The sequence below is a fragment of the Streptomyces sp. NPDC050145 genome (genome assembly GCF_044460245.1).
Taxonomy (GTDB): Bacteria; Actinomycetota; Actinomycetes; order Streptomycetales; family Streptomycetaceae; genus Streptomyces.
This window is the reverse complement of the sequence record NZ_JBITJS010000007.1, coordinates 127,822-150,700: the sequence shown is the minus strand read 5'-3', so window position 1 is coordinate 150,700 and position 22,879 is coordinate 127,822. Positions and strand designations below refer to the sequence as shown.

Genomic DNA, 22,879 nt, shown 5'->3' with positions numbered 1-22,879 from the left:
AGGCGGAACACGATGTCCGATGAACGAGGGCAGGTACGGGGCAGCTTGGAAGGGAAGGTCGCGCTGGTCACCGGTGCCGCCCGCGGCATGGGTGAGGCGATCGCGCGCGAACTCGTCGCCCGGGGCGCCCGCGTCGTGCTCGGCGACGTCCTCACCGAGCAGGGCGAGAAGACCGCCGCGTCGATCGGCACCGACGCGGCCCTGTTCGTGCCGCTCGACGTCACCGACCCGAGCTCCTGGGCGGCGGCCGTCACCGCCGCGACCGACCGCTTCGGCCGGCTCGACATCCTGGTCAACAACGCGGCGATCTACACGACGGCCCCGCTCCTCGACGAGACCGCCGAGCAACTGGAGCGCCTGCTCAAGGTCGACCTCGTCGGCCCCTTCCTCGGACTCCAGGCCACCGTGCCCGCCCTGCGTGCCGCGGGCGGCGGCGCGATCGTCAACATCTCCTCGCAGGCCGGCCTCCAGGGCATCATCGGCCACGGCGCGTACGGCGCGGCCAAGTGGGGCCTGCGCGGCCTCAGCCGCACCGCCGCCCTCGAACTCGGCGGCTTCGGCATCCGCGTCAACTGCGTCTTCCCCGGCGCCATCGACACCGCGATGACCGCACACCTGGGCACCACCGACCACCCCGCCGCCGCGCTCGGCCGCATCGGCCGGCCCGAAGAGGTCGCCACCCTCGTCGCGTTCCTCGCCTCCGACGACGCCTCCTACCTGACCGGCGCCGAGATCACCGCCGACGGCGGAGCGAGCGCGGGCCGCATGCCGGTCTTCGCCCAGAGGGGCACGGAGGCCGACGCATGACCCGTGTCCCGCGCCCCGACGTGCGGGCCCTCATCGACGCCTGCACCGCCGCGTTCCCGCCGCTCGGCACGGCCATGACCGACATCCGCGAGGTCCGGGCCTTCTTCGACGCCCGCACCGCGCCCGAGCCGCCCCGGCTCCCCGCGCTCGACCGGGTCACCGACACCGACGCGCACGGCGTGCCCGTCCGGGTCTACGAACCCGGCGGCGCCCCGGACGCCCCCGTCGTCGTGTTCTTCCACGGCGGCGGCATGGTGCTGTGCTCCCTCGACTCCCACGACGGCTTCTGCCGCGAACTCGCGGCGGGCACCGGCGCGACCGTGGTCTCCGTCGACTACCGGCTCGCGCCCGAGCACCCCTTCCCGGCCGCCTTCGAGGACGCGTACACCGCGCTGCGCTGGGCCGCCGACGCCCACCCCGGGCGCCCGCTGAGCGTCGCCGGGGACAGTGCGGGCGGCAATCTCGCCGCCGTCACCGCGCTGCTCGCCCGCGACCGGGGCGGCCCCGCGCTCACCGCCCAGCACCTCTACTACCCGATGCTCGACCCGGCCGCCGACACCGCCTCGTACACCGAGAACGCGCTCGGCTACTTCGTCACCGCCGACCATCTGCGCTGGTACTGGGAGCAGTACCTGACCGGCCCGGCGGACGCGCTCGACCCGCGGGCCACGCCCTTCGCCGCCCGCGATCTGGCCGGGCTGCCGCCCGCGTTCGTCGTCACGGCCGGCTTCGACCCACTGCGGGACGAGGGCCGCCGCTACGCCGAACTGCTGGCCGCCGCCGGAGTGCCGGTCGAGCACCACGGCTACGACGAGGCGTTCCACGGCTTCATGACGATGAGCGCGCAGGTGGCCATCCCCGAGGCGCGCGACGCGTGCGCCAAGGCGTTCACCGCGCTGCGGAACTGACGGGCGCCGAGCACGGCGAAGGGCCGGCGGGGGTGCACCCCGCCGGCCCTTCGCCGTAGGCCCCCCAGGGACCGTCAGCTCAGCAGCTCGAAGCCCTCGTAGCCGTCCGCCGCGACCTTCTCGATGATGTCCCCGTACGCGCCGAACCCGCCGACGAACGGCATGAACACCCGCGGCTTGCCCGGGATGTTGGCGCCCAGGTACCAGGAGTTCGCCGCCGGCATCAGCGTGCCGTCCGCGCGCCTGCGGCACTCCTCGACCCAGCCGTCGACCGCCGGCGTCCGCGCCTCCACGCCCGCGTGCCCCCGCTCCGACAGATGCGTCAGCAGGTCCGCGATCCAGTCCACGTGCTGCTCGCCGCACAGGATCATGTTGGCGAGCACCGAGGGGGAGCCGGGACCCGCGATGTTGAACAGGTTCGGGAAGCCGTCGACACCGAGCCCGAGGTATGTGCGCGGGCCGGCCGCCCACGCCTCCTTCAGGGTCCGCCCCTCGCGGCCCGTGATCCCGATCCGGTCGAGGGAACCGGTCATCGCGTCGAAGCCGGTCGCGTACACGAGGACGTCCAGCTCGACCAGTTCACCGCCGGCGAGCCGCACACCGGACGCCTCGATCCGCTCGATCGGCGTCGCCTTCAGGTTCACGAGACGGACGTCGTCGCGGTTGTACGTCGCGTAGTAGCCGTCGTCCGTGACGATGCGCTTCGTGCCGATGGGGTGGTCGGTGGGGACCAGGAGATCCGCGACGGCCGGGTCGTCGATCTCCGCCCGCACCTTCTCCTCCCAGAAGGCGCGCGCCACGTCGTTCGCCGCCTTGCTCGTGACCTGGTCCGGGAACGTCTTGGAGTACAGCACCCCGCCCAGCCGCCACCGCTCCTCGAACGCGGCCCGCCGCTCCTCGGCCGCCGCCTCCAGGGTGTTCAGCGGGTGCGCCATGTGCGGGGAGCCGCCGCCGGAGCGCCGCGACAGGGCCCGCCGCTCCGCGTACCCGGCCTTCTGCGCCGCCCGCTCCTCGTCGCTCAGCGGCTTGTTGCCCGCCGGGATCGAGTAGTTGGCGCTGCGCTGGAACACGGTCAGATGCGCCGCGTCCTCGGCGATCAGCGGGATCGACTGGATGCCCGAGGACCCCGTGCCGATCACGCCGACCCGCAGCCCCGTCAGGTCGACGCCCTCGTGCGGCCACTGCCCCGTGTGGTACGAGGCCCCGGCGAAGTCGGCGACGCCCTCGATCTGCGGCGTGTGCGCCGTCGACAGACAGCCCACGCAGGTCAGCACGTACCGCGCCGCCACGACCCGGCCGTCGTCGGTGCGCACGGTCCAGCGCAGCCGCTCCTCGTCCAGCTCGGCCGACACGACCGAGGTGCCGAACGTGAAGTGCCGCAGCAGATCGTGGCGTTCGACGACGTGCTCGACGTAGCGCAGGATCTCCGGCTGCGTCGCGTACTTCTCCGACCAGTCCCACTCCTGCTCCAGCTCCTGGTCGAAGGAGTACGAGTAGTCGACGGACTCCACGTCGCAGCGGGCGCCCGGGTACCGGTTCCAGTACCAGACGCCGCCGGGCCCTTCGCCGCGCTCGAACCCGGCGACGGTGAGACCGAGGGCGCGCATCCGGTACGCGGCGTAGAGGCCGGAGAAGCCGGCACCGACGATGACGACGTCCACCTGTTCAGGCATGACGGGTCCTTTCGTGAGACGTTCGGAAAGAGGTCCGAGGGGGAGGGGGATGAGAGGGGGCGCCGCGCGCGTCAGACCAGCGCCAGGTTCCGGCGGTGCCAGGACGAGGAGCCGAGCAGCCGGGCCGCCGAGTGCGCCCGCTTGAACCAGCGGTGCGCCGGGTGCTCCCAGGTGATCGCGATGCCGCCGTGCAGCTGGATCGCCTCACCGGCGATCCACTCGAAGCTCTCGCAGCACGCCGCCTTCGCCGCGCCCGCGGGTACCTCGCCGTCCACGGCCGCGGCCAGCAGCGAACGCGCCGACTCCAGCGAGGTGAACATGTCGGCCAGCCGGTGCTTGACCGCCTGGAACGAGCCGATCGGGCGGCCGAACTGCTCCCGGTCCTTGGTGTACTGGAGCGTCGTCTCGAACGCGACGGACGCCCCGCCCACCGCGTCCGCGGCAAGCACCAGCGCGCCCGCCTCCAGGGCCGCGGCCAACGCCGGTGCGGCGCCGCCGAGTTCACCCACCGGCACGCCCTCGGCCCGGCTCAGTTCGAGCCGCCACTGCGGCCGGCTGTCGTCCATCACCGGCACCGCCGTGAGGGTGACCCCCTCGGCGTCGGCCGGGACCAGGAACAGGCTCGGCCCGTGGTGCTCGGTGCGCGCCACGACGAGCAGCGTGTCGCCTGCCGCCGGCAGGTGCTCCTTCACGCCGGACAGCCGCCATGCGCCCTGTTGCAGCGAGGCGCTGGTGCGCTGGTTCGCGGTGTCCCACTCGGCGTCCTTCTCGGCCCACGCGAGCGATGCCGTGCGCGAGCCCTCCGCCAGCTCCGGCAGCAGCCCCGCGCACACCTCGGTGTCCCCGCTCGCCAGCAGTGCGGCCGGCACCAGCACGGCGCTGTCGAGGAACGGTACGGGACTCAGCGCCCGGCCCAACTCCTCACCCACCACGGCCAGTTCACCCGGCCCGGCGCCGAAGCCGCCGTACTCCTCCGGGATCGCGAGGCCCGCCACGCCGATCTGCCCGGCGAGCGGCTCCCAGGCCGCCGCGCCCTCGTGCGCGGCCAGCACCTGGCGGACCGCCGCCGCGAGCTCCCGCTGTTCCGGTGTGCGTGCGCCGCTCATCCGGCCACCTCCTGTGCGGCCCGCGCGCGCAGCGCCGGCTTGTCGACCTTGCCCGCCGCGTTGTGCGGCAGTTCCGTGAGCGGCAGGAACCGGCGCGGCACCTTGAAGTTCGCCAGCCGCTCCCGCGCCCAGCTCGTCAACTCCGCGTCGTCCGGCTGCTGTTCACCGTGCGCGGGCACGCAGAACGCGATCCCGACCTCGCCGAGCCGCCGGTCGGGCGCGCCGACCACCGACACGTCCGAGAGCCGCGGATGCGTGCGCAGCACCTGCTCGATCTCGGCCGGATAGGCGTTGAACCCGCCGACCACGAACATGTCCTTCAGCCGGTCCGTGATCGTCAGGAAGCCCCGCTCGTCCAGGACCCCGACATCGCCGGTGTGCAGCCAGCCGTCCGCGTCGACCGCCTCCGCCGTCGCCTCCGGATCGTCCAGATAGCCGCGCATCACGTGGAAGCCCCGGGTCAGGATCTCGCCCGGCTCACCCGGCACCGCGGAGTCGATCCGCAGCTCCGTGCCCGGCAGCGCCTTGCCCGAGGTGTGCGCGAGCCGCTCCGCCGACTCGGTGGGCGGACAGATCGCCACCGTGCCGTCCGACTCCGTGAGCCCGTACGCGGTGAACACGAGCCCCGCGCCCAGCTGTTCACGGATCTCCTCGATCAGCGTGGTCGGGATGCCGGCCGCGCCGGTCCCCGCCATCCGCATCGAGTCGACGGCGAACTCGGCCCGCCGCGGATGGTCCAGCACCGCGCGGAACACCGCCGGCGCCCCCGTCAGCACGCTCACCCGCTCGGTCGCGATCCGCCGCAGCGTCCGCTCCGCGTCGAAGACCTGCTCCGGCAGCATCGTCGCGCCCACCCGCAGACAGGCCAGGATCCCCGCCTTGTAGCCGAAGGTGTGGAAGAACGGGTTGACCAGCAGATACCGGTCCCCGCGCGTCAGCGTCACGCCCTTCGCCCACTCCGCGTACACCCGCACCGTCTGCCCGTGCGTGGTCAGCACCCCCTTGGGGCGCCCCGTGGTCCCGGACGTGAACAGGATGTCCGCGACGTCGTCCGGGCCCACCGCCTCCGTCCGGGCCCGCCTGGCCGCGCCGTCCACCTCGGACGCGCGGCCGAGGAACCCGGCCCAGGCGGCCTGGTCGTGCAGGATCACGACCCGGTCCAGGTCCGGCAGCTTCTCCCCGGAGTCCGTCAGCATCCGCGCGTAGTCGGTGCCCAGGAAGTCCGTCTCGGTGAACAGCACCCGGCAGCGCGCCCGGCGCAGCATGTCCGCCGCCTCCCGGGCCCGGTAGCGGGTGTTCACCGGCACGAGCACCCCGCCCGCGGCGAGCGCGCCGAGCGCGGCGACGACCCAGCGCGCACTGTTCGGCGCCCACAGCGCGACCCGGTCGCCCGGCGCGAGACCCTGCGCCATCAGCGCCCGCGCGGCCTCGTCGACCGCGTCCCGCAGCGCCTCGAAAGTCCAGCTCTCGCCCTCGTACGCGAGGGCCTCGTCGTCGCCCCAGGCGTCGGCCGCCCAGTCCGCGAGTCCGGCGATCGTCAGTGGCCCGTCCATCCGGCGCACCCTCCTCAGAAGTCCGTACGCCGGGGAGGTTCGCAGAGCCGGGGGCGGTGCGGCAGCCGCCCCTTCCCACTCACCGGGAAGTGACCGTCGCAGCGGGCCGCGCCCCCCGCCTACGGTCACGGCACCCGGGCAACAGCCACCGGCAACCGAGCAGTGAGGAGCGGGCGCGATGCTCACCGAGCAGGAACGGCACAAGGCCGCCGAGGCGCTGGCCGCGGCGGAGGCGGCACGCGCGCCGATCGCGCCGCTGACGGAGACCTTCCAGGGGCTCACCGCCGTCGACGCGTACGAGATCCAGCTCATCGGGATCCGCGGCCGCGTCGCCGCGGGCGAGCGGGTGCACGGCCACAAGGTCGGCCTGTCCTCGCCCGTCATGCAGCAGATGATGGGCGTCGACGAGCCCGACTACGGCCACCTCCTGTCCACCATGGAGCTGACCGAGGGCACGCCCGTCCCGGCCGCCCGCTACTGCGCGCCGCGGATCGAGGTCGAGATCGGCTTCGTCCTCGGAGAGAGCCTCCCCGGCGAGGACTGCACCGTCGCCGACGTGCTGGCGGCCACCGAACGCGTCGTCCCTGCCCTGGAGTTGATCGACTCCCGGATCGCGGACTGGCGCATCTCCATCGGCGACACCATCGCCGACAACGCCTCCTCGGCCGGCTACGTCGTCGGCGCCGGCCGCGCCCCCGCGGGCCTCGACCTGAGGGCCGTCGAGGCCCGGCTCACCGACGACACCGGCGCGGAGCTCGCCACCGGCCGCGGCGACGCCGTGCTCGGCGACCCCGCCGAGTCCGTCGCGTGGCTGGCCCGCACCGTCGCCCGGTTCGGCGTGCGCCTGGAGGCGGGGCACCTGATCCTGCCCGGCTCCTGCACCCGCGCCGTCGACATCGCGCCGGGCCGCACCTACACCGCCGACTTCACCGGGCTCGGCTCGGTGTCCCTTTCCTTCGAATGACCTTCGACTGACCCTTCGAGTGAGGCTGAGTATGACGACCGTACGGAAGAAGGCGACCGCCGCCATCGTCGGCTCCGGCAACATCGGAACCGACCTTCTCTACAAGCTCCAGCGCTCGGAGCTCATCGAACCCCGCTGGATGATCGGCGTCGACCCCGCCAGCGAGGGCCTCGCCAAGGCGCGTGAGGCCGGCCTCGACGCCAGCCACGAGGGCGTCGACTGGCTCCTCGCCCAGGACGAGCTGCCCGACCTGGTCTTCGAGGCCACCAGCGCCTACGTGCACGCCGCGAACGCCCCGCGCTACAAGGAAGCCGGCATCCGGGCCATCGACCTGACGCCCGCCGCCATCGGCCCCGGCGTCGTGCCGCCCGCCAACCTCACCGCGCACCTCGACGCCGACAACGTCAACATGGTCACCTGCGGCGGCCAGGCCACCATCCCCATGGTGTACGCCGTCTCCCGCGTCGTGCCCGTCGCCTACGCCGAGATCGTCGCGTCCGTCGCCTCCGTGTCCGCGGGACCCGGAACCCGGCAGAACATCGACGAGTTCACCCGCACCACCTCGCGCGGCATCGAGCGGATCGGCGGCGCCGAGCGCGGCAAGGCGATCATCATCCTCAACCCGGCCGAGCCGCCCGTGATCATGCGCGACACCGTCTTCTGCGCGATCCCCGAGGACTGCGACCACGAGGCGATCGTGCGCAGCGTCAAGGAGGTCGCCGCCCAGGTCGCCGAGTACGTGCCCGGCTACCGGCTGCGCGCCGACCCGCAGTTCGACGCACCCCGCCCCGAGAACGGCGGCATGGCCCGCGTCGCCCTGTTCCTCGAGGTCGAGGGCGCCGGCGACTTCCTGCCGCCCTACGCAGGAAACCTCGACATCATGACCGCCGCCGCGACCCGCGTCGGCGAGGAGTTCGCCCGCCGCGTTCAGCAGGGGAGTGGCAAGTGACCATCGAAGCGCCCTACTCGGCGGAGCTCGACCTCCGTATCACCGACTCGTCGCTGCGCGACGGCTCGCACGCCCACCGCCACCAGTTCACGGTGGAGAACGTCCGCTCGATCGTCACCGCGCTCGACGGCGCCGGCGTCCCCGTCATCGAGGTCACCCACGGCGACGGACTCGGCGGCTCCTCCTTCAACTACGGCTTCTCGCACACCCCCGAGCAGGAGCTCATCAAGACCGCCGTCGAGGCCGCAGAGCGCGCCAAGATCGCGTTCCTGATGCTGCCCGGACTCGGCGTCAAGGACGACATCCGCGCCGCGCAGGCGAACGGCGCCGACATCTGCCGCATCGCCACGCACTGCACCGAGGCCGACGTCAGCGAGCAGCACTTCCAACTGGCCCGCGAGATGGGCCTGGAGACCGTCGGCTTCCTGATGATGGCCCACGCCACCACCCCGGAGAAGCTCGCCAAGCAGGCCCGCATCATGGCCGACGCCGGCTGCCAGTGCGTCTACGTCGTCGACTCGGCCGGCGCCCTCCTCATGGACGACGTCACCGACCGCGTCTCGGCCCTCGTCGCCGAGCTCGGCGACGACGCCCAGGTCGGCTTCCACGGCCACGAGAACCTCGGGCTCGGCGTCGGCAACTCGGTCGCCGCCGTGCGCGCGGGCGCCCGCCAGATCGACGGCTCCACCCGCCGCTTCGGCGCCGGCGCCGGCAACACGCCCGTCGAGGCGTTCGCCGCCGTCGCCGAGAAGTCCGGCTGGCGCACCGGCATCGACGTCCTGAAGATCATCGACGTGGCCGAGGACGTCGTACGGCCCGTCATGGACGACGAGTGCCTCCTCGACCGGATGTCCCTGCTCATCGGCTACGCCGGCGTCTACTCCTCGTTCCTCAAGCACGCCGACCGGCAGGCCGAGCGCTACGGCGTCTCCGGCGCCGAGATCCTCCTCGAAGCCGGCCGCCGCAAGCTCGTCGGCGGCCAGGAGGACCAGCTCATCGACATCGCCGTCTCCCTCGCGGCCCGCTCCTGAGACCTCCGGAAGACACCGGAACAGATCCGCAGAGACCCGCAGAGACATGAAGTGATCCGAAGAGACCTGAAGAGAAGGGTGTGAAGAACATGACCACCGACAACGACGTCCGTGTCATCGAGGCCGGCACCGCCCCGGTCCGCTTCGCCCGCGGCTGGCACTGCCTGGGCCTCGCCGCGGACTTCCGGGACGGGAAGCCGCACGAGATCGAGGCCTTCGGCACCAAGCTCGTCGTCTTCCAGGGCGAGGACGACGGCGAGCTCCACGTCCTCAACGCCTACTGTCCCCACATGGGCGGCAACCTCGCCCACGGCACCGTCAAGGGCGACACCGTCGCCTGCCCCTTCCACGACTGGCGCTGGTCCGGCGACGGCAAGTGCGCCGCCATCCCGTACGCCCGCCGCGTCCCGCCGCGCGCCCGCACCCGCACCTGGCACGCCATGGAGCGCAACCGGCAGCTCTTCGTCTGGCACGACCCCGAGGGCAACCCGCCCCGCCCCGAGGAGGACATCCCCGAGATCGCGGGCATCCACGGCTCCGACGAGGAGCGGGCCCAGTGGTCCGACTGGCAGTGGAACACGATCACGATCGACGCCAACTGCCGCGAGATCGTCGACAACGTGGTCGACATGGCGCACTTCTACTACATCCACTACTCGTTCCCCGTCTACTTCAAGAACATCTTCGACGGGCACGTCGCCACCCAGCACATGCGCTCCGAGCCCCGCCCGGACATCGACCTCGGCTCCCTGTCCAGCGGCGCCATCCGCTCCGACGCCTCCTACTTCGGCCCCTCGTACATGATCGACTGGCTGTACACGGAGGTCGCGCCGGGCGCCGAGATGGAGTCCATCCTCATCAACTGCCACTACCCGGTGGGCCCCGACCGCTTCGTCCTCCAGTACGGCGCCATGGTCAAGAAGCTCCCCGGCATGAGCGACACCGAGGCCGCCGAGGCCGCCCGCCTCACCAGCGAGGGCCTCGCCGTCGGCTTCGAGCAGGACGTCGAGATCTGGAAGAACAAGACCCGCATCGACAACCCGCTCCTCACCGAGGAGGACGGCCCCGTCTACCAGCTGCGCCGCTGGTACGAGCAGTTCTACGTGGACGCCGCCGACGTCAAGGACGAGATGGTGCGCCGCTTCGAGTTCGAGATCGACACCCGCCGCGCCAACGAGAACTGGCGCGCCGAGGCCGAGGCCAACATGGCCCTCCGCGCCGCCGCCCAGCCCACGGAAGGAGACGGGGCATGACCCCCGTCGTCTGCGACACCTGCGGCAACCAGGTGCTCTGCGAGAAGTACAGCCCGGCCCACCTCCAGATCCAGTGGACGGCCGACACCGCCGCCGCCTGCCCGCGCATCGCGGCGCAGGCGGCCGGCGCCGCCGGGACCCCCGCCGCACGGGTCCCGGACTGCACCGCCCTGCGCACCGCGATCGACTCCGCCGTCGACACGGGCCGGCTGGAGGTGACCCGGCGTGAGCAGCCCTGACCTCCCGGGCGGCCCGCGCACCCTGAGCCTGCGCGTCGCCGAGATCGTCCCGGAGACCGAGGACGCCGTCACCGTCGTCCTCGACGCCCCGGAACTCGCCTACGCGCCCGGCCAGTTCCTCACCCTCCAGGTGCCCGGCGGCCACGCCCGCTGCTACTCCCTGTCCAGCTCTCCGCACACCGGCGAACTGCCCCGGGTCACGGTCAAGCACGTGCCCGGGGGCACCGGCTCCCGCTGGGTCTGCGAACAGCTGCGGGCCGGCGACACCGTCACCACGCTCGCCCCGGCCGGCACCTTCACCCCGGCCGACCTCGACACCGACCTGCTGCTCGCCGCCGCGGGCAGCGGCATCACCCCGGTCCTGTCGATCGCCGCGTCGGTCCTCGCCGCCGGCACCGGCCGCGTCACCCTGCTGTACGCCAACCGGGACGAGCGCTCCGTCATCCTGCGCGGTGCGCTCCAGGACCTGGCCGCCGCCCATCCGGGCCGGTTCACGGTCCTGCACTGGCTGGAGTCGCTCCAGGGCCTGCCCGCACCGGCGGCCCTCGGCCCGCTCCTCGCCCCGTACGCCGACCGGCCCGCCTACCTGTGCGGCCCGGCCCCCTTCATGGACGCGGCCGAGGAGGCCCTGCGCGGCGCGGGCGCCGGCGCCGTCCACCGGGAGCGGTACTTCTCGCTCTCCGGCGACGTGTTCACCGCACCCGCACCCGCCGCCCCGGCCGGTACGGGCCCCGTCTCCACCGCGATCGTCAGCCTCGACGGCGAGACCCACGAGGTGGCCTGGCCCGAGGACACCCCGCTGCTCGACGCGCTGCTCGCGGCCGGCGTCGACGCCCCCTTCTCCTGCCGCGAGGGCGCGTGCGCGGCCTGCACGTGCCGCGTCGTCACGGGCGACATCACCCTGATCCGCAACGAGGTCCTCGACGAACAGGACCTCAAGGAGGGCTACACCCTGGCCTGCCAGGCGCTGCCGCGCAGTTCGCGGGTGTCGGTCGAGTATTGAGTGCGGGCCGGTGGGGGCGGGCCGCGCAGTTCCCCGCGCCCCTGAGGTGCACGCCCTTCGGGCGCACCTCATCGATGAAAGGCTGAGCGGCGAAGCCGCAAGCCTTTCAGGGGCGCGGGGAACTGCGCGACCAGCCCCCACCGGCCCGCAGACGCCGACGTACGCGCTACATCCAGGAGTCCTGGCGCACCCAGCTCAACATGTTCGGCAGGGTCCGGTCCCCGGGCCCCATCGGCGCGACATCCGGCGCCTGAGCGAACCGCGCCGCCCGACCCGGCCCGTGCAGATCCCGCCAGATGGCCCGCGCAGCGGCCCGCAGCCGGGCCTCCTGATGCTCGAGCCCCCGCTGCGGCCCCAGCGACGACAAGGACACGGCCGCGACGGCCCGCCCCGCCCCGCGCAGCGGAACCGCCACACACACGAGCCCCGGGAACGACTCCTCCCGGTCATAGGCGAGCCCCGACGTCCGCACCCGCGAAAGCTCCGAGCAGAACACCGAGGCCCGGCTCACGGTCCGCGCCGTCCGCGGAGCGAGCCCCGCCGCGAGCACCCGCTCGATGTCCGCCTGGTCACCGAACGCCAGCATCGCCTTCCCCGCGGCCGTGGCATGCGCGGGCAGCCGCGCCCCGACCCGCACCTGGTGCGTACGGTCGGCCCGTTCGCCCGACGACGACGGCAGCGAACCGGACCGCTCCATACAGACGACGTCCGTCGCCCCGTCCAGGACGTACAGGTGCACCTGCTTGCCGGTCGCCTCGTGCAGCGCGTCCAGGTGCGGCGTGGCGGCCCGCACCAGCCGGTTGTGGTGCGCAGCCAGCCCGCCGTGCTCCAGCATCCGCAGCCCGAGCCGGTAGTCCCGGCCCTCCCGGTCCAGCCAGCGCAACTGCACCAGCTGGTCCAGGATGCGGTGCGCGGAGGTGCGCGACAGGCCCGAACGGTGGATGACGTCGGTGAGCGAGAGCCGGCCGCGGCCGCCGTCGAACGCGGCGAGCACCTTCTCGGCCTTCTCGAGCAGAGACAGCGGAGCCACGGCAGCCTCAGGGGCCATTTCGAGCACAGCACACCCCCAAACGGGACAGAGCAAAGGGGTACGAACCGCCACGACGCGGTCGTCCTTCAGCGTTGAGGGGACCTTGCCACGTCAGGGGCTGACATGGGAAGAGAGCGGACACGATGGATTTTCCGGGCCCGCCCGCCACCGCTTCCCGCTCAGCGGGAACCCCCGCTGTCGCCCCGCCCCGGGCCGCGCCTACGGTCCCCTCACATTCACCCCACCGCCCCATCGTGAAGGTGCCTCACATGACCGAAGACTCCACCGCCGCAGTCCTCGCCTCGGTCCGCGCCCTCCTGCCCGCCGTCGCCGAGCGCGCCGCCGAGGCCGAGGAGCTGCGCCGGATCCCCGAGGCCACGGTCAAGGAACTGGCGTCCACCGGCTTCTTCCGGCTCCTGCAGCCCCAGCGGTACGGCGGATTCGGCGCCGACCCGGCCGTCTTCTACGACTGCGTCAAGGAGATCGCCCAGGCCTGCGGCTCCACCGGGTGGGTCGCCTCCGTCCTCGGGGTCCACCCCTGGCACGTGGCGCTGTACGAGCAGGCCGCCCAGGACGAGGTCTGGGGCGAGAACGGTGAGCGCGCCGACACCCGCATCTCCTCCTCGTACGCCCCGACCGGCACCGCGGCCCGCGTCGACGGAGGCTTCCGGCTCAGCGGCCGCTGGCACTTCTCCTCGGGCTGCGACCACGCCCAGTGGATCATCCTGGGCGCCCTGGTCCCCGACGCCGACGGCAACCCGGTCGACATGCGCGCCTTCCTGCTGCCGCGCACCGACTACGAGATCAAGGACGTGTGGGACACCGTCGGCCTGCGCGGCACCGGCTCCAACGACATCCTCGTCGAGGACGTCTTCGTCCCCGAGCACCGCGCCCTGTCCTACGGCCCCGTCACCGCCCTCGCCGCCCCCGGCCTCGACATCAACCCCGAGCCGGTCTTCCGTCTCCCGTACGCCGCCGTCTTCACCACCACCATCTCCTCGCCGATCGTCGGCATCGCCCAGGGCGCCTGGGACGGCTTCGTCTCCGCCACCCGCGAGCGCATCCGCGTCTCCTACGGCCAGAAGGTCGCCGAGGACCCCTTCGCCCAGATCCGCCTGGCCCGCTCCGCCAGCGACATCGACGCCGCCTGGCGCCAACTGCGCGGAAACATCGGCGAGATGTACGACATCGTGCGCGCCGGCGGCGAACTGAGCACCGAGCTGCGCGCCCGCGCCCGCCGCGACCAGGTCCTCGCCACCGAGCGCTGCGCCGCCGCCGTCGACCTGCTGATGGAGAACGCGGGCGGCAACGCCATGCGCACCGGCGCGGGCCCGGCCGGTGTCCAGCGCGCCTGGCGCGACATCCACACCGGCCGCGGCCACGCCGCCAACGACCCCGAGCGTGCCCTGCTGATGTTCGGTCAGGACGCCCTCGGCCTCGACGTCCAGGACGTGATGCTGTGACCCCCGCCCTCACCGCCGACTCCACCCGGCGCACCGTCAAGGCCGGCGGCCACGCCCTCGCCTACCACGAGGCGGGCCCCGCCGACGGACCCGTCGTCGTCATGCTGCACGGCGGCGGCCCCGGCGCCTCCGGCTGGTCCAACTTCGGTGCCAACCTCGCCCCCTTCGCCGCCGCCGGCCTGCGCACGATCCTCCTCGACCAGCTCTGCTTCGGCGACAGCGACAAGCCCGAGCTCGACACCGACTACTGGACGGCCTCGGCCCGCGCCACCGTCGCCCTCCTCGACGAACTCGGCATCCGCCAGGCCGACTTCGTGGGCAACTCGCTCGGCGGCGGCACCGCCGCCCGGCTCGCCCTCGACTTCCCCGACCGCGTCGGCAAGCTCCTCCTGATGGGCCCCGGCGGCGTCACCCTCAACCTGTTCCACGCCGACCCCACCGAGGGCATCCAGCGGCTCTTCGACTTCAACATGTCGGCCGAACCGACCCGCGACCAGATGCGGGCCTTCCTCTCCGTCCTCGCGTACGACCGGTCGATCGTCACCGACGCCTTCGTCGAGGAGCGCTACCTGCGCGCCCTCGACCCCGAGGTCAAGCTCGGCGCCGCCCGCATGGGCGCCGCCTTCGCCAACCCGGCCTGGACCGAGCGCACCCAGCTGTGGCGCGACGCCCACCGCATCACCCACCCCACGCTGCTCACCTGGGGCCGCGAGGACCGCGTCAACCCGATCGACGGCGCCTTCGTCGCCCTCAAGGCGATGCCGAACGCCCGGCTCCACGTCTTCCCGCACTGCGGCCACTGGGCCCAGACCGAGCAGGCCGACGAGTTCAACCGCCTCGCCATCGACTTCTTCACCCACTGACCCCTTCAACAGGTCATACAACCAAGGGAGTTACGGATGGACATCCGCTCACTCGGCTATCTCCGCATCGAGACGACGGACCTCGCCGCCTGGCGCACCTACGTCCTGGACATCCTCGGCATGGTCGAGGCCCAGGGCAGCACCGACGAGCAGCTCAACGTCCGCATCGACGACCGCGTCCACCGCTTCCAGTTCGTCGCGGGCACCCAGGACCGCCTCGTCGCCGCCGGCTTCGAGGTGCCGAACGCCCGTGAACTCGCCCTCGTCGCGAGCGAGCTGGAGGCCGCCGGACACGCCGTCAAGGAAGGCGACGCCGCCACCCTCGCCGACCGCCGCGTCCAAGGGCTCCTCCACGTCAGCGACCCGGCCGGCAACCCGCTGGAGATCTACTGGGGCCAGGCCCAGGACCACAGCCCCCTCGGCACCCCCTACGGCAACCGCTTCGTCACCGGCACCACCAGCCCCACCACCGGCGACCTCGGCCTCGGCCACGTCGTCCTGCCGGCCGTCGAGATCGACGAGGCCCTCGACTTCTACGAGAACCTCCTCGGCTTCCAGCTGCGCGACTCCATGCAGCTGCCCCCGGTCGCCGTCCCCACCGGCAAGCCCGGCCAGGACGCGTACCGCATGTACTTCCTGTCGCCCAACCGCCGCCACCACAGCCTCGGCCTCTACCCCGGGGCCCTGCCCCCCGGCATCGTCCACTTCATGGTCGAGCTGGAGGAGCTCGACGACGTCGGCTACGGCCTGGACCGCATGAAGAAGGCCGGCATCCCGATCGCCTCGTCGCTCGGCCGCCACTCCAACGACCACATGGTCTCCTTCTACGCCCAGGCGCCCGGCGGCTTCCAGGTCGAGTACGGATGGGACGGCCTGATCGTCGACCCCGCCACCTGGACCGCCAGGGAGATCACCTCCGACTCGCTGTGGGGCCACGAGTGGAACGGCTGAGCACCACCATGGCGCCCGTCGATCCGGGGGAGTTCCGGGACGCCCTGTCCCGGTTCGCCTCCGGCGTCACCGTCGTCGCCGGCCTCGACGAGGCCGGCGCCCCGGCAGGACTCGCCTGCCAGTCCTTCGCCTCCCTCTCCCTCGACCCGCCGCTCGTGCTCTTCTGCGTCGCGCGCACGTCGTCCAGCTGGGCCCGGCTGCGGCCCACCGGCCGGTTCGGCATCTCGGTGCTCGCCGAGGACCAGCGCGGCGAGTGCCGCACCCTCGGCTCCCGCTCCGCAGACAAGTTCGCCGACCTCGACTGGCACACCGGCCACGACCCCGGCACCGTCCTGCTCGACGGCGCGCTCGCCCACCTCGAATGCACCGTGGAGCGCATCGCCGACGGCGGCGACCACGAGGTCGTCATCGGCCGCGTCACCGCCCTCACCACCCCGCGCCCCGACGGCCGGCCGCTGCTCTACTTCCGCTCCCGCTTCGGCACCGGCCGCTTCACCGGCGCCGGCCACGGCGAACTGACGGACGAACATCCGGCCCTGTGGCTCTGAGCGTCCCCCCGGGTACGACAATGGGCGCGTGCCTACCAAGAAGAAGCCCCAGTCGACGACGGCCGCGCCCGAGCGGCGCGGCGAGCTGCTCCAGACCGCGGCCGAGGTCTTCGCCGAGCAGGGGTACAACGCCACCACCGTCCGCAAGATCGCCGATCACGCGGGCATGCTCGCCGGCAGCCTCTACTACCACTTCGACTCCAAGGAATCGATGCTGGAGGAGATCCTGCGCACGTTCCTCGACGAGCTGTGGTCCGGCTACGACACCGTGCTCGACGCGGACCTCGGGCCCCGGGAGACGCTCCAGGCGCTGGTCACCGAGTCCTTCCGGGAGATCGACCGGCACCGGCCCGCCGTCGCGATCTACCAGAAGGAGTCCCGGCACCTCGTCACCCAGGACCGCTTCGAGTTCCTCGCCGAGTCCCAGCGGCGCTTCGAGAAGACCTGGCTGACGACCCTGGAGCGGGGCGTCGCCGACGGCGTCTTCCGCGCCGACCTCGACATCCGGCTCACCTACCGGTTCGTGCGCGACACCGTGTGGGTCGCCGCGTCGTGGTACCGGCCGGGCGGACACCACAGTCCCGAGGAGATCGCCCGCCAGTACCTGTCGATGGTTCTGGACGGGATCGCCACACGGTGAGAGAGCGTGTTAGAGTCGATGGCGTTGCAGTTTTGGTACCCATAGACTTTATGTGCGCCTGACGGGAATGTTCCTCAGGCGCATTATTGTTTTCCGAGGTGTTCTCGGAATGGGAGCTGCTACCTGTTCAAGGAGAACAACATGGCCACCGGTACCGTTAAGTGGTTCAACTCGGAAAAGGGCTTCGGCTTCATCGAGCAGGACGGCGGCGGCGCCGACGTCTTCGCCCACTACTCGAACATCGCCACCTCGGGCTTCCGTGAGCTCCAGGAAGGCCAGAAGGTCACCTTCGACGTGACCCAGGGCCAGAAGGGCCCCCAGGCGGAGAACATCCTCCCCGCCTGATCACGCAGCACACGGGCCGGGGTCCGCACCTTGCGGTGCGGGCCCCGGTTCGCGTTGTCCCCGCCTGTTCCTGTCAGGCCTGTTCTGTCAGACCCCGGAAGGCATGCCGCATGGCCAGCTCCCCCCGCCCGTCCCGCCGACGCAGTCCCCGCCCCGCGGCGGGTGGCCAGCGCCGCGCGCCCGAACAGCAGCGCAGGCGGCAGCCCAGCCCGCCGGCTGAGTTCACCATGCCGGAGAGCTCCACGCCCGCGCTGCCCCCGGCCGAGTCCTTCGACGTGCTCGACATGCCCGTCGCCCTCGTGAAGACCCTCGGTGAGCAGGGCGTCACCGAGCCGTTCCCGATCCAGGCCGCGACGCTGCCGAACTCCCTCGCCGGACGCGACCTGCTCGGCCGCGGCCGTACCGGCTCCGGCAAGACGCTCGCCTTCGGCCTCCCGCTGCTCGCCCGCACCTCGGGCCTGCGCGCCGAGCCGAAGCTGCCCCTCGCCCTCGTGCTCGTCCCCACCCGCGAGCTCGCCCAGCAGGTCACCGACGCCCTCACCCCGTACGCGACCGCGCTGCGGCTGCGTCTGGCGACCGTCGTCGGCGGCATGTCGATCTCCCGCCAGGCCGGCGCGCTGCGCCGCGGCGCCGAGGTCGTCGTCGCCACCCCGGGCCGACTCAAGGACCTCATAGAGCGCGGCGACGTCGCCCTCGGCGAGGTGCGCATCACGGTCCTCGACGAGGCCGACCAGATGGCCGACATGGGCTTCATGCCGCAGGTCACCGCGCTGCTCAAGCAGGTCGCGCAGGGCGGTCAGACGATGCTCTTCTCCGCGACGCTCGACAAGAACGTGGACCGGCTCGTCCGCCAGTTCCTCACCGACCCCGTCGTGCACTCCGTCGACCCGTCGGCCGGCGCCGTCACGACGATGGAGCACCACGTCCTGCACGTGCTCGACGAGACCGACAAGAAGGCCGTCACGGCCCGGATCGCCGCCCGCGACGGGCGCGTCATCCTCTTCGTCGACACCAAGCGCTCCGCCGACCGGCTCGCCAAGCGGCTCCTCGGCACCGGCGTCCTCGCGGCCCCGCTGCACGGCGGCCGCAGCCAGCCGCAGCGCAACCGCACCCTGGAGCAGTTCAAGGACGGCCGCGTCACCGCGCTCGTCGCCACGAACGTCGCGGCGCGCGGCATCCACGTCGACGACCTCGACCTCGTCGTGAACGTCGACCCGCCCACCGAGCACAAGGACTACCTGCACCGCGGCGGCCGTACGGCCCGCGCCGGCGAGTCCGGCAGCGTCGTCACCCTCGTCCTGCCCGAGCAGAAGCGCGACGTGCAGCGGCTCATGCGGGACGCCGGAGTGCGGCCGCAGACCACGCAGGTCCGCTCCACGGACGAGGAACTCGTCACCATCACCGGGGCGCGGGAGCCCTCCGGGGTGCCGGTCACCATCGTCGTGCCGGAACCCGCGGCTCCGACGGGCTCCGCGAAGCCGCGCCGGTCGCGGGGCGGTCGGGGCGGCCGCTCCGGCGGGGCCGGTGGCCGTGCCAATGGGTCGGCCGGTGGAGCCGGTGGCCGTTCCGCCGGGGCGTCCGGGGGAGCGGGGCGCCGCTCCGGCGGGGCCGGTTCGGGCGCCGGTGCCTCCGCGGGCACCGCGGCGCGCCCGCCCCGGAACCGCCGCCCCCGGCGTCCCGCCGCGGACTGATCCACCTGCGGGCCGGTGGGGTAGACACAGCCCCGCGCCCCTGAAATACAGACCCTCCGGGTCGCATTTCCCCGATGACAGGCGCCCCTGAGATGGCGCACGGAGTGCGCATCTCAGGGGCGCGGGGAACTGCGCGAGAAGCCCCACCGGGCCGGCACCCGGCGACGAACCGGGTCAGTCCACGAGCCGGCTCCGCAGAGCCCAGAGGTCCCGGCGATCAAGGCCCAGGCCAACGGCGACGTACCGCTCGAGGCTGCCGAAGTCCGCGCGGACCTGGTCGAGCCCCGCGCGCAGGTACTCCACCCGGACCTCCTGGACCGGGATCAAGAGGTCCGGGTTCTCCATCATTCCGGCCTGCTTCAGACCCGCCCGCGTCCGCGCATCCGCCTCCGCCCGGAATCCGTTCGACGCCAGATAGTCGGACACGGCGACCCGCGACGACACCCCGAGCACGCTGAGCAGCACATACGCCAGCCACCCCGTACGGTCCTTGCCCGCCGTGCAGTGGAACAGCACGGGCCCGTCCCCGCGCCCCGCGTCCCGCAGGGTCTCCGCGAACGCGCCCCGCGCGGCGGCATCGGACGCGAACGTCCGGTAGACCTGCCGCATCATCGCCGCCGCACGGTCACCCCCGAGGACGGCCTCCTGCCGCGCCGGGTCCTTGGACCCGATCGCCTCGATGATCGTCGCGGACAGCCCCCCGTCGGATATCGGCCGGGCCACCGCCGCCGCGGCGGGCGGCAGCCGGTCCGCCCCGTCCATCCGGACCTCGAACGGCACCCGGAAGTCCACCGACCGGCGCAGCCCGAGCCCCGCCAGCGCGGCGACATCTGCGTCGGTCAGCTTGCCGAGGGCGTCGGCCCGGTACACGGACCCGTACCGCACCCGGCCGCCGTAGCCGGCCCGGTACCCGCCGAGGTCGCGGACGTTCACCGCGCCCTGGAGCGGGATCTGCCGGATCGCCGGCGCCGCCGGTGCGGGCCGGGTGTGCGCGAAGGCGGCGCCCGCCGGAACGAGCGCCGCCGCGGTGGCCACGCCGAGCGTGGCCCCGAGCACCCGGCGCCGCGAGGGGCCGGGTGCGACTGTCTGAGGAGCGCGCATACGTGAACTCCCTTGCAGGAAGCGGCCGTCCGGCGCACCCCACGACCGGGGCCGCCGGGCGGCCCACGGTTCACCCTGGTGTCGGCAGGGTGTCGAGCACGTGCCGGGCCTCGGCCATCACACGGTCGACGAGCTCGGCACAGCTGGGCAGGTCCTCGATGAGCCCCGCGACCTGCCCGGACGCCATCACGCCGAGGTCCGTACGGCCCTCGACCATGGACGCCTTGAGGAGCATCGGCGTGTTCGCCGCCAGCAGGACCTGACTCCAGGACAGGTCCTTGCCGTGCTTCATCGCGAGCCCGTCCCGCACCATCTGCGGCCAGGACAGACCCGAGAGCTTCTTGAACCCGGCGGCCCGGCGCACGGCCTGGAGCAGAGCGCGAGCGCGCCCCGAATTCTCCAGCGCGTCCACCAGGTCGGTGCGCAGCATCCGGTGCGGCAGCCCGTCGACCGCCGTCGTCACCGTCACGTCCTTGACCGAGGCCGCCAGGTACTTGGCCTTCACCGCGTCCGGCACGGTGGAGTCCGAGGTCAGCAGGAAGCGGGTGCCCATCGCGACGCCCGCCGCCCCGTACGCGAGCGCCGCGACCAGGCCGCGCCCGTCACGGAAGCCGCCCGCGCCGACGACCGGGATGTCGACCGCGTCCACGACCTGCGGAAGCAGCACCGACGTGGCCACCTCCCCGGTGTGGCCGCCGCCCTCGCCGCCCTGCACGATCACCGCGTCCGCACCCCACGCCGCGACCTTCTCGGCGTGCCGGCGCGCCCCGATGGAGGGGATGACGACGACGCCCGCGTCCTTCAGCTCGGCGATCAGTTCCTTGGAGGGCGCGAGCGCGAAGGACGCCACCTTCACGCCCTCGTCGACGATGATCTTCACGCGGTCGCGCGCGTCGCCCGCGTCCGCCCGCAGGTTCACCCCGAAGGGCTGGTCCGTGCGGGACTTCACCTCCCGCACCGCCGACCGCAGCTGGTCGACGGTCATCGTCGCGGAGGCGAGGACGCCGAGCGCGCCCGCGTTCGCCGCCGCCGAGACCAGGCGGGGGCCCGCGACCCAGCCCATGCCGGTCTGCACGATGGGGTGACGCACCCCGGTGAGCTTGGTGAACGCCGTGGGGAGGGTGAAATCCGCGCTGTCGCTCATGCCGACCGGACCTCCCGCTCGCGCAGCGACTTCGGGTCGACGACCTCACGGATCAGCCGCAGCTCCTCGGCCGTCGGCTCCCGCGTGAACGGCACCTCGCCGCCCTCCGGCAGCGCGAGCGCGAACCCGGTCGCCTCCCGCACCTCCTCGACCGTGACCCCGGGGTGCACGGACGCGATCCGCATCGTGTGGTCCGGCGTCTCGAAGTCGAGCACCGCCAGGTTCGTCACGACCCGGGGGATGCGGTGGTAGCGCGTCGCCGAAGGACCGGCCGCGGCGGCGCTGTCGTAGCCCACCCCGCTGATCATGTCGACCTTCTCGACGAACACGCGCGGGCTGTGCTTGGGCACCCAGTAACTCACCGGATTGTTCAGCGTGTTCACCGGAGCGCCGCGCACGCCGAGGAGCTGGCGGTCGGGGCGCTCCCAGTCGCCGATGCACGAGATGTTCTGGTTCCCGAACCGGTCGATCTGGCTCGCGCCCATCATCACGTGGCGCCGGCCGCCGGTCACGAAGGTGAGGTGCTGGCGGTACGGCAGCCAGCCCTCGGCCGCGCCGTCGAGCCCGACGAGCAGGGCCTCGCCGTCGGTGAGGAGCAGGTCGGGGGAGAAGGTCCGCTTGGCGAGCCGGGCCCCGAATCCGGGGATCAGGCCCATCGGGCTGGCCAGTACCTCCCCGTTGTCCCGCCAGGCGTCGGCGCAGGCGATCACGCAGTACTCGGCCCGGGTCGCGGCCCGGGCGGCGGTCTCGGTGGTGGTCACTTCTGCTCCTCGTGCCAGGCCTGGACGGCGGACTGGTACTGCTTCTCGTCACCGCCGGGCGGCAGGAACCGCTCGGCGAACTCGGCCCACGGCGTGCTCGCGTAGAGCTTCTGGAGGGCCTCGTCCCGGCCGTAGTCCGGCGCGCACGTGGTGAAGTCCGCGCCGTGCGGCGCCTCCACCACGCCCGTCACCACATGCCGCTTGATCAGCAGCGACTGCGGCGGCGCCTCGTCACCGAACCCGTCGACGAGGCGCTCGCAGGACACGTACGCCTCGTCCGCGGCCTCGCAGAACAGGTCGTCGAAGTACGGGTCGGGGCCCAGGTACTGGCCGTTGCCCCGGCGGTCCGCGCGGTTCATGTGCACCAGCGCCGCGTCCAGGCGCAGCGCGGGCATCGCGACGAACGTCTCCCCGTCCTCGTAGGGCGAGGTGACCGTGCGCAGCTCCGGATTGACCCGCATCACGTCCGAGCCGATGCCGGCCCGCACGGGCAGGAACGGCAGCCTGTTCGCCGCGGCGTGCAGGCCCCACATGAACATCGCCTCGTCGATCTCCGTCATCTTCAGGGCGCCGCTCTGGCGGGCCGCCCTGAAGTGCGGCTCCAGCGGGATCGAGTCCAGCGTCACGAACGCGGCCACCAGCTTGCGGATCTTCCCCGCGGCCGCCAGCATCCCGACGTCCGGGCCCCCGTACGAGACCACGGTCAGATCCGTGATGTCACTGCGCAGCAGCGCCCGGACCAGGGCCATCGGCTTGCGGCGCGAACCCCAGCCGCCGATGCCGATCGTCATGCCGGAGCGCAGCCGGCCGACCACCTCGTCAGGCGTCATGAGCTTGTCGGTCTTGTCGGTCATGG

23 protein-coding genes are annotated in these 22,879 nt (G+C 72.8%); 15 read left to right on the top strand and 8 right to left on the bottom strand.

Annotated features, from left to right (window positions below; all coding sequences use genetic code 11):
• Positions 1-12: 12 nt before the first annotated feature.
• Complete coding sequence (locus ACIBTU_RS15950) at positions 13-807, top strand: SDR family NAD(P)-dependent oxidoreductase (RefSeq protein WP_399126722.1); 795 nt, start codon at positions 13-15, stop codon at positions 805-807.
• Positions 804-1,715 carry an alpha/beta hydrolase gene (locus tag ACIBTU_RS15945; RefSeq protein WP_399126721.1) on the top strand — a complete coding sequence of 304 codons (912 nt, stop codon included), beginning with the start codon at positions 804-806 and terminating at the stop codon, positions 1,713-1,715. The genes ACIBTU_RS15950 and ACIBTU_RS15945 overlap by 4 nt, the downstream gene beginning before the upstream one ends.
• A 74-nt stretch (positions 1,716-1,789) precedes the next feature.
• Here ACIBTU_RS15945 and ACIBTU_RS15940 read toward each other — a convergent pair whose 3' ends face one another.
• The 3 genes from ACIBTU_RS15940 to ACIBTU_RS15930 form a co-directional block, all read right to left on the bottom strand.
• Complete coding sequence (locus tag ACIBTU_RS15940; RefSeq protein WP_399126720.1) at positions 1,790-3,388, bottom strand: flavin-containing monooxygenase; 1,599 nt, start codon at positions 3,386-3,388, stop codon at positions 1,790-1,792.
• Positions 3,389-3,459: 71 nt separating this feature from the next.
• Positions 3,460-4,494: an acyl-CoA dehydrogenase family protein gene (locus ACIBTU_RS15935; RefSeq protein ID WP_399126719.1), complete on the bottom strand. Its 1,035-nt coding sequence runs from the start codon at positions 4,492-4,494 to the stop codon at positions 3,460-3,462.
• The gene (locus tag ACIBTU_RS15930; RefSeq protein WP_399126718.1) at positions 4,491-6,047 is read right to left on the bottom strand and encodes a FadD3 family acyl-CoA ligase; all 1,557 of its coding nucleotides are present in this window, start codon (positions 6,045-6,047) and stop codon (positions 4,491-4,493) included. The genes ACIBTU_RS15935 and ACIBTU_RS15930 overlap by 4 nt, the downstream gene beginning before the upstream one ends.
• A 178-nt stretch (positions 6,048-6,225) precedes the next feature.
• On the opposite strand from ACIBTU_RS15930, the gene ACIBTU_RS15925 reads away from it, so the two are divergent.
• The 6 genes from ACIBTU_RS15925 to ACIBTU_RS15900 all read left to right on the top strand — a co-directional run bounded on the left by ACIBTU_RS15925 (position 6,226) and on the right by ACIBTU_RS15900 (position 11,486).
• On the top strand, positions 6,226-7,011 hold the full coding sequence (locus tag ACIBTU_RS15925) for a 2-keto-4-pentenoate hydratase (protein WP_399126717.1): 786 nt from the start codon (positions 6,226-6,228) through the stop codon (positions 7,009-7,011).
• Positions 7,012-7,042: 31 nt separating this feature from the next.
• Positions 7,043-7,960: an acetaldehyde dehydrogenase (acetylating) gene (locus tag ACIBTU_RS15920; RefSeq protein WP_399126716.1), complete on the top strand. Its 918-nt coding sequence runs from the start codon at positions 7,043-7,045 to the stop codon at positions 7,958-7,960.
• Entirely contained in the window at positions 7,957-8,991 is a 1,035-nt protein-coding gene (gene dmpG, locus ACIBTU_RS15915; protein ID WP_399126715.1) for a 4-hydroxy-2-oxovalerate aldolase, read from the top strand. The genes ACIBTU_RS15920 and dmpG overlap by 4 nt, the downstream gene beginning before the upstream one ends.
• Before the next feature lie 89 nt (positions 8,992-9,080).
• A complete protein-coding gene (locus ACIBTU_RS15910; protein ID WP_399126714.1) occupies positions 9,081-10,244 on the top strand; it encodes a Rieske 2Fe-2S domain-containing protein in 1,164 nt (387 codons plus the stop codon).
• On the top strand, positions 10,241-10,483 hold the full coding sequence (locus tag ACIBTU_RS15905) for a hypothetical protein (RefSeq protein ID WP_399126713.1): 243 nt from the start codon (positions 10,241-10,243) through the stop codon (positions 10,481-10,483). The genes ACIBTU_RS15910 and ACIBTU_RS15905 overlap by 4 nt, the downstream gene beginning before the upstream one ends.
• Positions 10,470-11,486: a 2Fe-2S iron-sulfur cluster-binding protein gene (locus ACIBTU_RS15900; protein WP_399126712.1), complete on the top strand. Its 1,017-nt coding sequence runs from the start codon at positions 10,470-10,472 to the stop codon at positions 11,484-11,486. Before ACIBTU_RS15905 ends, ACIBTU_RS15900 begins: the two co-directional genes overlap by 14 nt.
• A gap of 166 nt (positions 11,487-11,652) precedes the next feature.
• Here ACIBTU_RS15900 and ACIBTU_RS15895 read toward each other — a convergent pair whose 3' ends face one another.
• Entirely contained in the window at positions 11,653-12,516 is an 864-nt protein-coding gene (locus ACIBTU_RS15895; protein ID WP_399126711.1) for an IclR family transcriptional regulator, read from the bottom strand.
• Positions 12,517-12,785: 269 nt separating this feature from the next.
• Here ACIBTU_RS15895 and hsaA point away from each other — a divergent pair, with 269 nt between their 5' ends.
• The 7 genes from hsaA (at position 12,786) to ACIBTU_RS15860 (ending at position 19,017) form a co-directional block, all read left to right on the top strand.
• Positions 12,786-13,979, top strand: a complete 1,194-nt coding sequence (gene hsaA, locus ACIBTU_RS15890) for a 3-hydroxy-9,10-secoandrosta-1,3,5(10)-triene-9,17-dione monooxygenase oxygenase subunit (protein ID WP_399126710.1) — start codon at positions 12,786-12,788, stop codon at positions 13,977-13,979.
• Entirely contained in the window at positions 13,976-14,842 is an 867-nt protein-coding gene (hsaD, locus tag ACIBTU_RS15885; protein ID WP_399126709.1) for a 4,5:9,10-diseco-3-hydroxy-5,9,17-trioxoandrosta-1(10),2-diene-4-oate hydrolase, read from the top strand. Before hsaA ends, hsaD begins: the two co-directional genes overlap by 4 nt.
• A 36-nt stretch (positions 14,843-14,878) precedes the next feature.
• On the top strand, positions 14,879-15,793 hold the full coding sequence (locus tag ACIBTU_RS15880) for a VOC family protein (protein ID WP_399126708.1): 915 nt from the start codon (positions 14,879-14,881) through the stop codon (positions 15,791-15,793).
• Positions 15,781-16,341, top strand: a complete 561-nt coding sequence (locus ACIBTU_RS15875) for a flavin reductase family protein (RefSeq protein ID WP_399126707.1) — start codon at positions 15,781-15,783, stop codon at positions 16,339-16,341. The genes ACIBTU_RS15880 and ACIBTU_RS15875 overlap by 13 nt, the downstream gene beginning before the upstream one ends.
• Positions 16,342-16,369: 28 nt before the next feature.
• A complete protein-coding gene (locus tag ACIBTU_RS15870) occupies positions 16,370-16,981 on the top strand; it encodes a TetR/AcrR family transcriptional regulator (RefSeq protein ID WP_399126705.1) in 612 nt (203 codons plus the stop codon).
• Positions 16,982-17,122: 141 nt separating this feature from the next.
• Positions 17,123-17,326: a cold-shock protein gene (locus tag ACIBTU_RS15865; protein WP_005318814.1), complete on the top strand. Its 204-nt coding sequence runs from the start codon at positions 17,123-17,125 to the stop codon at positions 17,324-17,326.
• A 110-nt stretch (positions 17,327-17,436) separates the two neighbouring features.
• Complete coding sequence (locus ACIBTU_RS15860) at positions 17,437-19,017, top strand: DEAD/DEAH box helicase (RefSeq protein WP_399126704.1); 1,581 nt, start codon at positions 17,437-17,439, stop codon at positions 19,015-19,017.
• A gap of 174 nt (positions 19,018-19,191) precedes the next feature.
• Here ACIBTU_RS15860 and ACIBTU_RS15855 read toward each other — a convergent pair whose 3' ends face one another.
• From ACIBTU_RS15855 to ACIBTU_RS15840, 4 genes are all read right to left on the bottom strand, one after another.
• The gene (locus ACIBTU_RS15855; RefSeq protein WP_399126703.1) at positions 19,192-20,118 is read right to left on the bottom strand and encodes a tyrosine-protein phosphatase; all 927 of its coding nucleotides are present in this window, start codon (positions 20,116-20,118) and stop codon (positions 19,192-19,194) included.
• Between the two features lie 70 nt (positions 20,119-20,188).
• Complete coding sequence (locus ACIBTU_RS15850; RefSeq protein WP_399126702.1) at positions 20,189-21,262, bottom strand: NAD(P)H-dependent flavin oxidoreductase; 1,074 nt, start codon at positions 21,260-21,262, stop codon at positions 20,189-20,191.
• On the bottom strand, positions 21,259-22,023 hold the full coding sequence (locus ACIBTU_RS15845) for a CoA-transferase subunit beta (protein ID WP_399126700.1): 765 nt from the start codon (positions 22,021-22,023) through the stop codon (positions 21,259-21,261). The genes ACIBTU_RS15850 and ACIBTU_RS15845 overlap by 4 nt, the downstream gene beginning before the upstream one ends.
• Positions 22,020-22,877 (bottom strand): CoA transferase subunit A, encoded by an 858-nt coding sequence (locus tag ACIBTU_RS15840; RefSeq protein WP_399126698.1) that lies wholly within the window; start codon positions 22,875-22,877, stop codon positions 22,020-22,022. Before ACIBTU_RS15840 ends, ACIBTU_RS15845 begins: the two co-directional genes overlap by 4 nt.
• Positions 22,878-22,879 lie beyond the last annotated feature (2 nt).

What these genes read in the sequence shown, in the direction of transcription:
- ACIBTU_RS15950 (WP_399126722.1), top strand. Translation starts at nt 13, where the DNA reads ATGTCCGATGAACGAGGGCAGGTACGGGGCAGCTTGGAAGGGAAGGTC.
- ACIBTU_RS15945 (WP_399126721.1), top strand. Translation starts at nt 804, where the DNA reads ATGACCCGTGTCCCGCGCCCCGACGTGCGGGCCCTCATCGACGCCTGC.
- ACIBTU_RS15940 (WP_399126720.1), bottom strand. Translation starts at nt 3,388, where the DNA reads ATGCCTGAACAGGTGGACGTCGTCATCGTCGGTGCCGGCTTCTCCGGC.
- ACIBTU_RS15935 (WP_399126719.1), bottom strand. Translation starts at nt 4,494, where the DNA reads ATGAGCGGCGCACGCACACCGGAACAGCGGGAGCTCGCGGCGGCGGTC.
- ACIBTU_RS15930 (WP_399126718.1), bottom strand. Translation starts at nt 6,047, where the DNA reads ATGGACGGGCCACTGACGATCGCCGGACTCGCGGACTGGGCGGCCGAC.
- ACIBTU_RS15925 (WP_399126717.1), top strand. Translation starts at nt 6,226, where the DNA reads ATGCTCACCGAGCAGGAACGGCACAAGGCCGCCGAGGCGCTGGCCGCG.
- ACIBTU_RS15920 (WP_399126716.1), top strand. Translation starts at nt 7,043, where the DNA reads ATGACGACCGTACGGAAGAAGGCGACCGCCGCCATCGTCGGCTCCGGC.
- ACIBTU_RS15910 (WP_399126714.1), top strand. Translation starts at nt 9,081, where the DNA reads ATGACCACCGACAACGACGTCCGTGTCATCGAGGCCGGCACCGCCCCG.
- ACIBTU_RS15905 (WP_399126713.1), top strand. Translation starts at nt 10,241, where the DNA reads ATGACCCCCGTCGTCTGCGACACCTGCGGCAACCAGGTGCTCTGCGAG.
- hsaA (WP_399126710.1), top strand. Translation starts at nt 12,786, where the DNA reads ATGACCGAAGACTCCACCGCCGCAGTCCTCGCCTCGGTCCGCGCCCTC.
- ACIBTU_RS15880 (WP_399126708.1), top strand. Translation starts at nt 14,879, where the DNA reads ATGGACATCCGCTCACTCGGCTATCTCCGCATCGAGACGACGGACCTC.
- ACIBTU_RS15865 (WP_005318814.1), top strand. Translation starts at nt 17,123, where the DNA reads ATGGCCACCGGTACCGTTAAGTGGTTCAACTCGGAAAAGGGCTTCGGC.
- ACIBTU_RS15860 (WP_399126704.1), top strand. Translation starts at nt 17,437, where the DNA reads ATGGCCAGCTCCCCCCGCCCGTCCCGCCGACGCAGTCCCCGCCCCGCG.
- ACIBTU_RS15855 (WP_399126703.1), bottom strand. Translation starts at nt 20,118, where the DNA reads ATGCGCGCTCCTCAGACAGTCGCACCCGGCCCCTCGCGGCGCCGGGTG.
- ACIBTU_RS15850 (WP_399126702.1), bottom strand. Translation starts at nt 21,262, where the DNA reads ATGAGCGACAGCGCGGATTTCACCCTCCCCACGGCGTTCACCAAGCTC.
- ACIBTU_RS15840 (WP_399126698.1), bottom strand. Translation starts at nt 22,877, where the DNA reads ATGACCGACAAGACCGACAAGCTCATGACGCCTGACGAGGTGGTCGGC.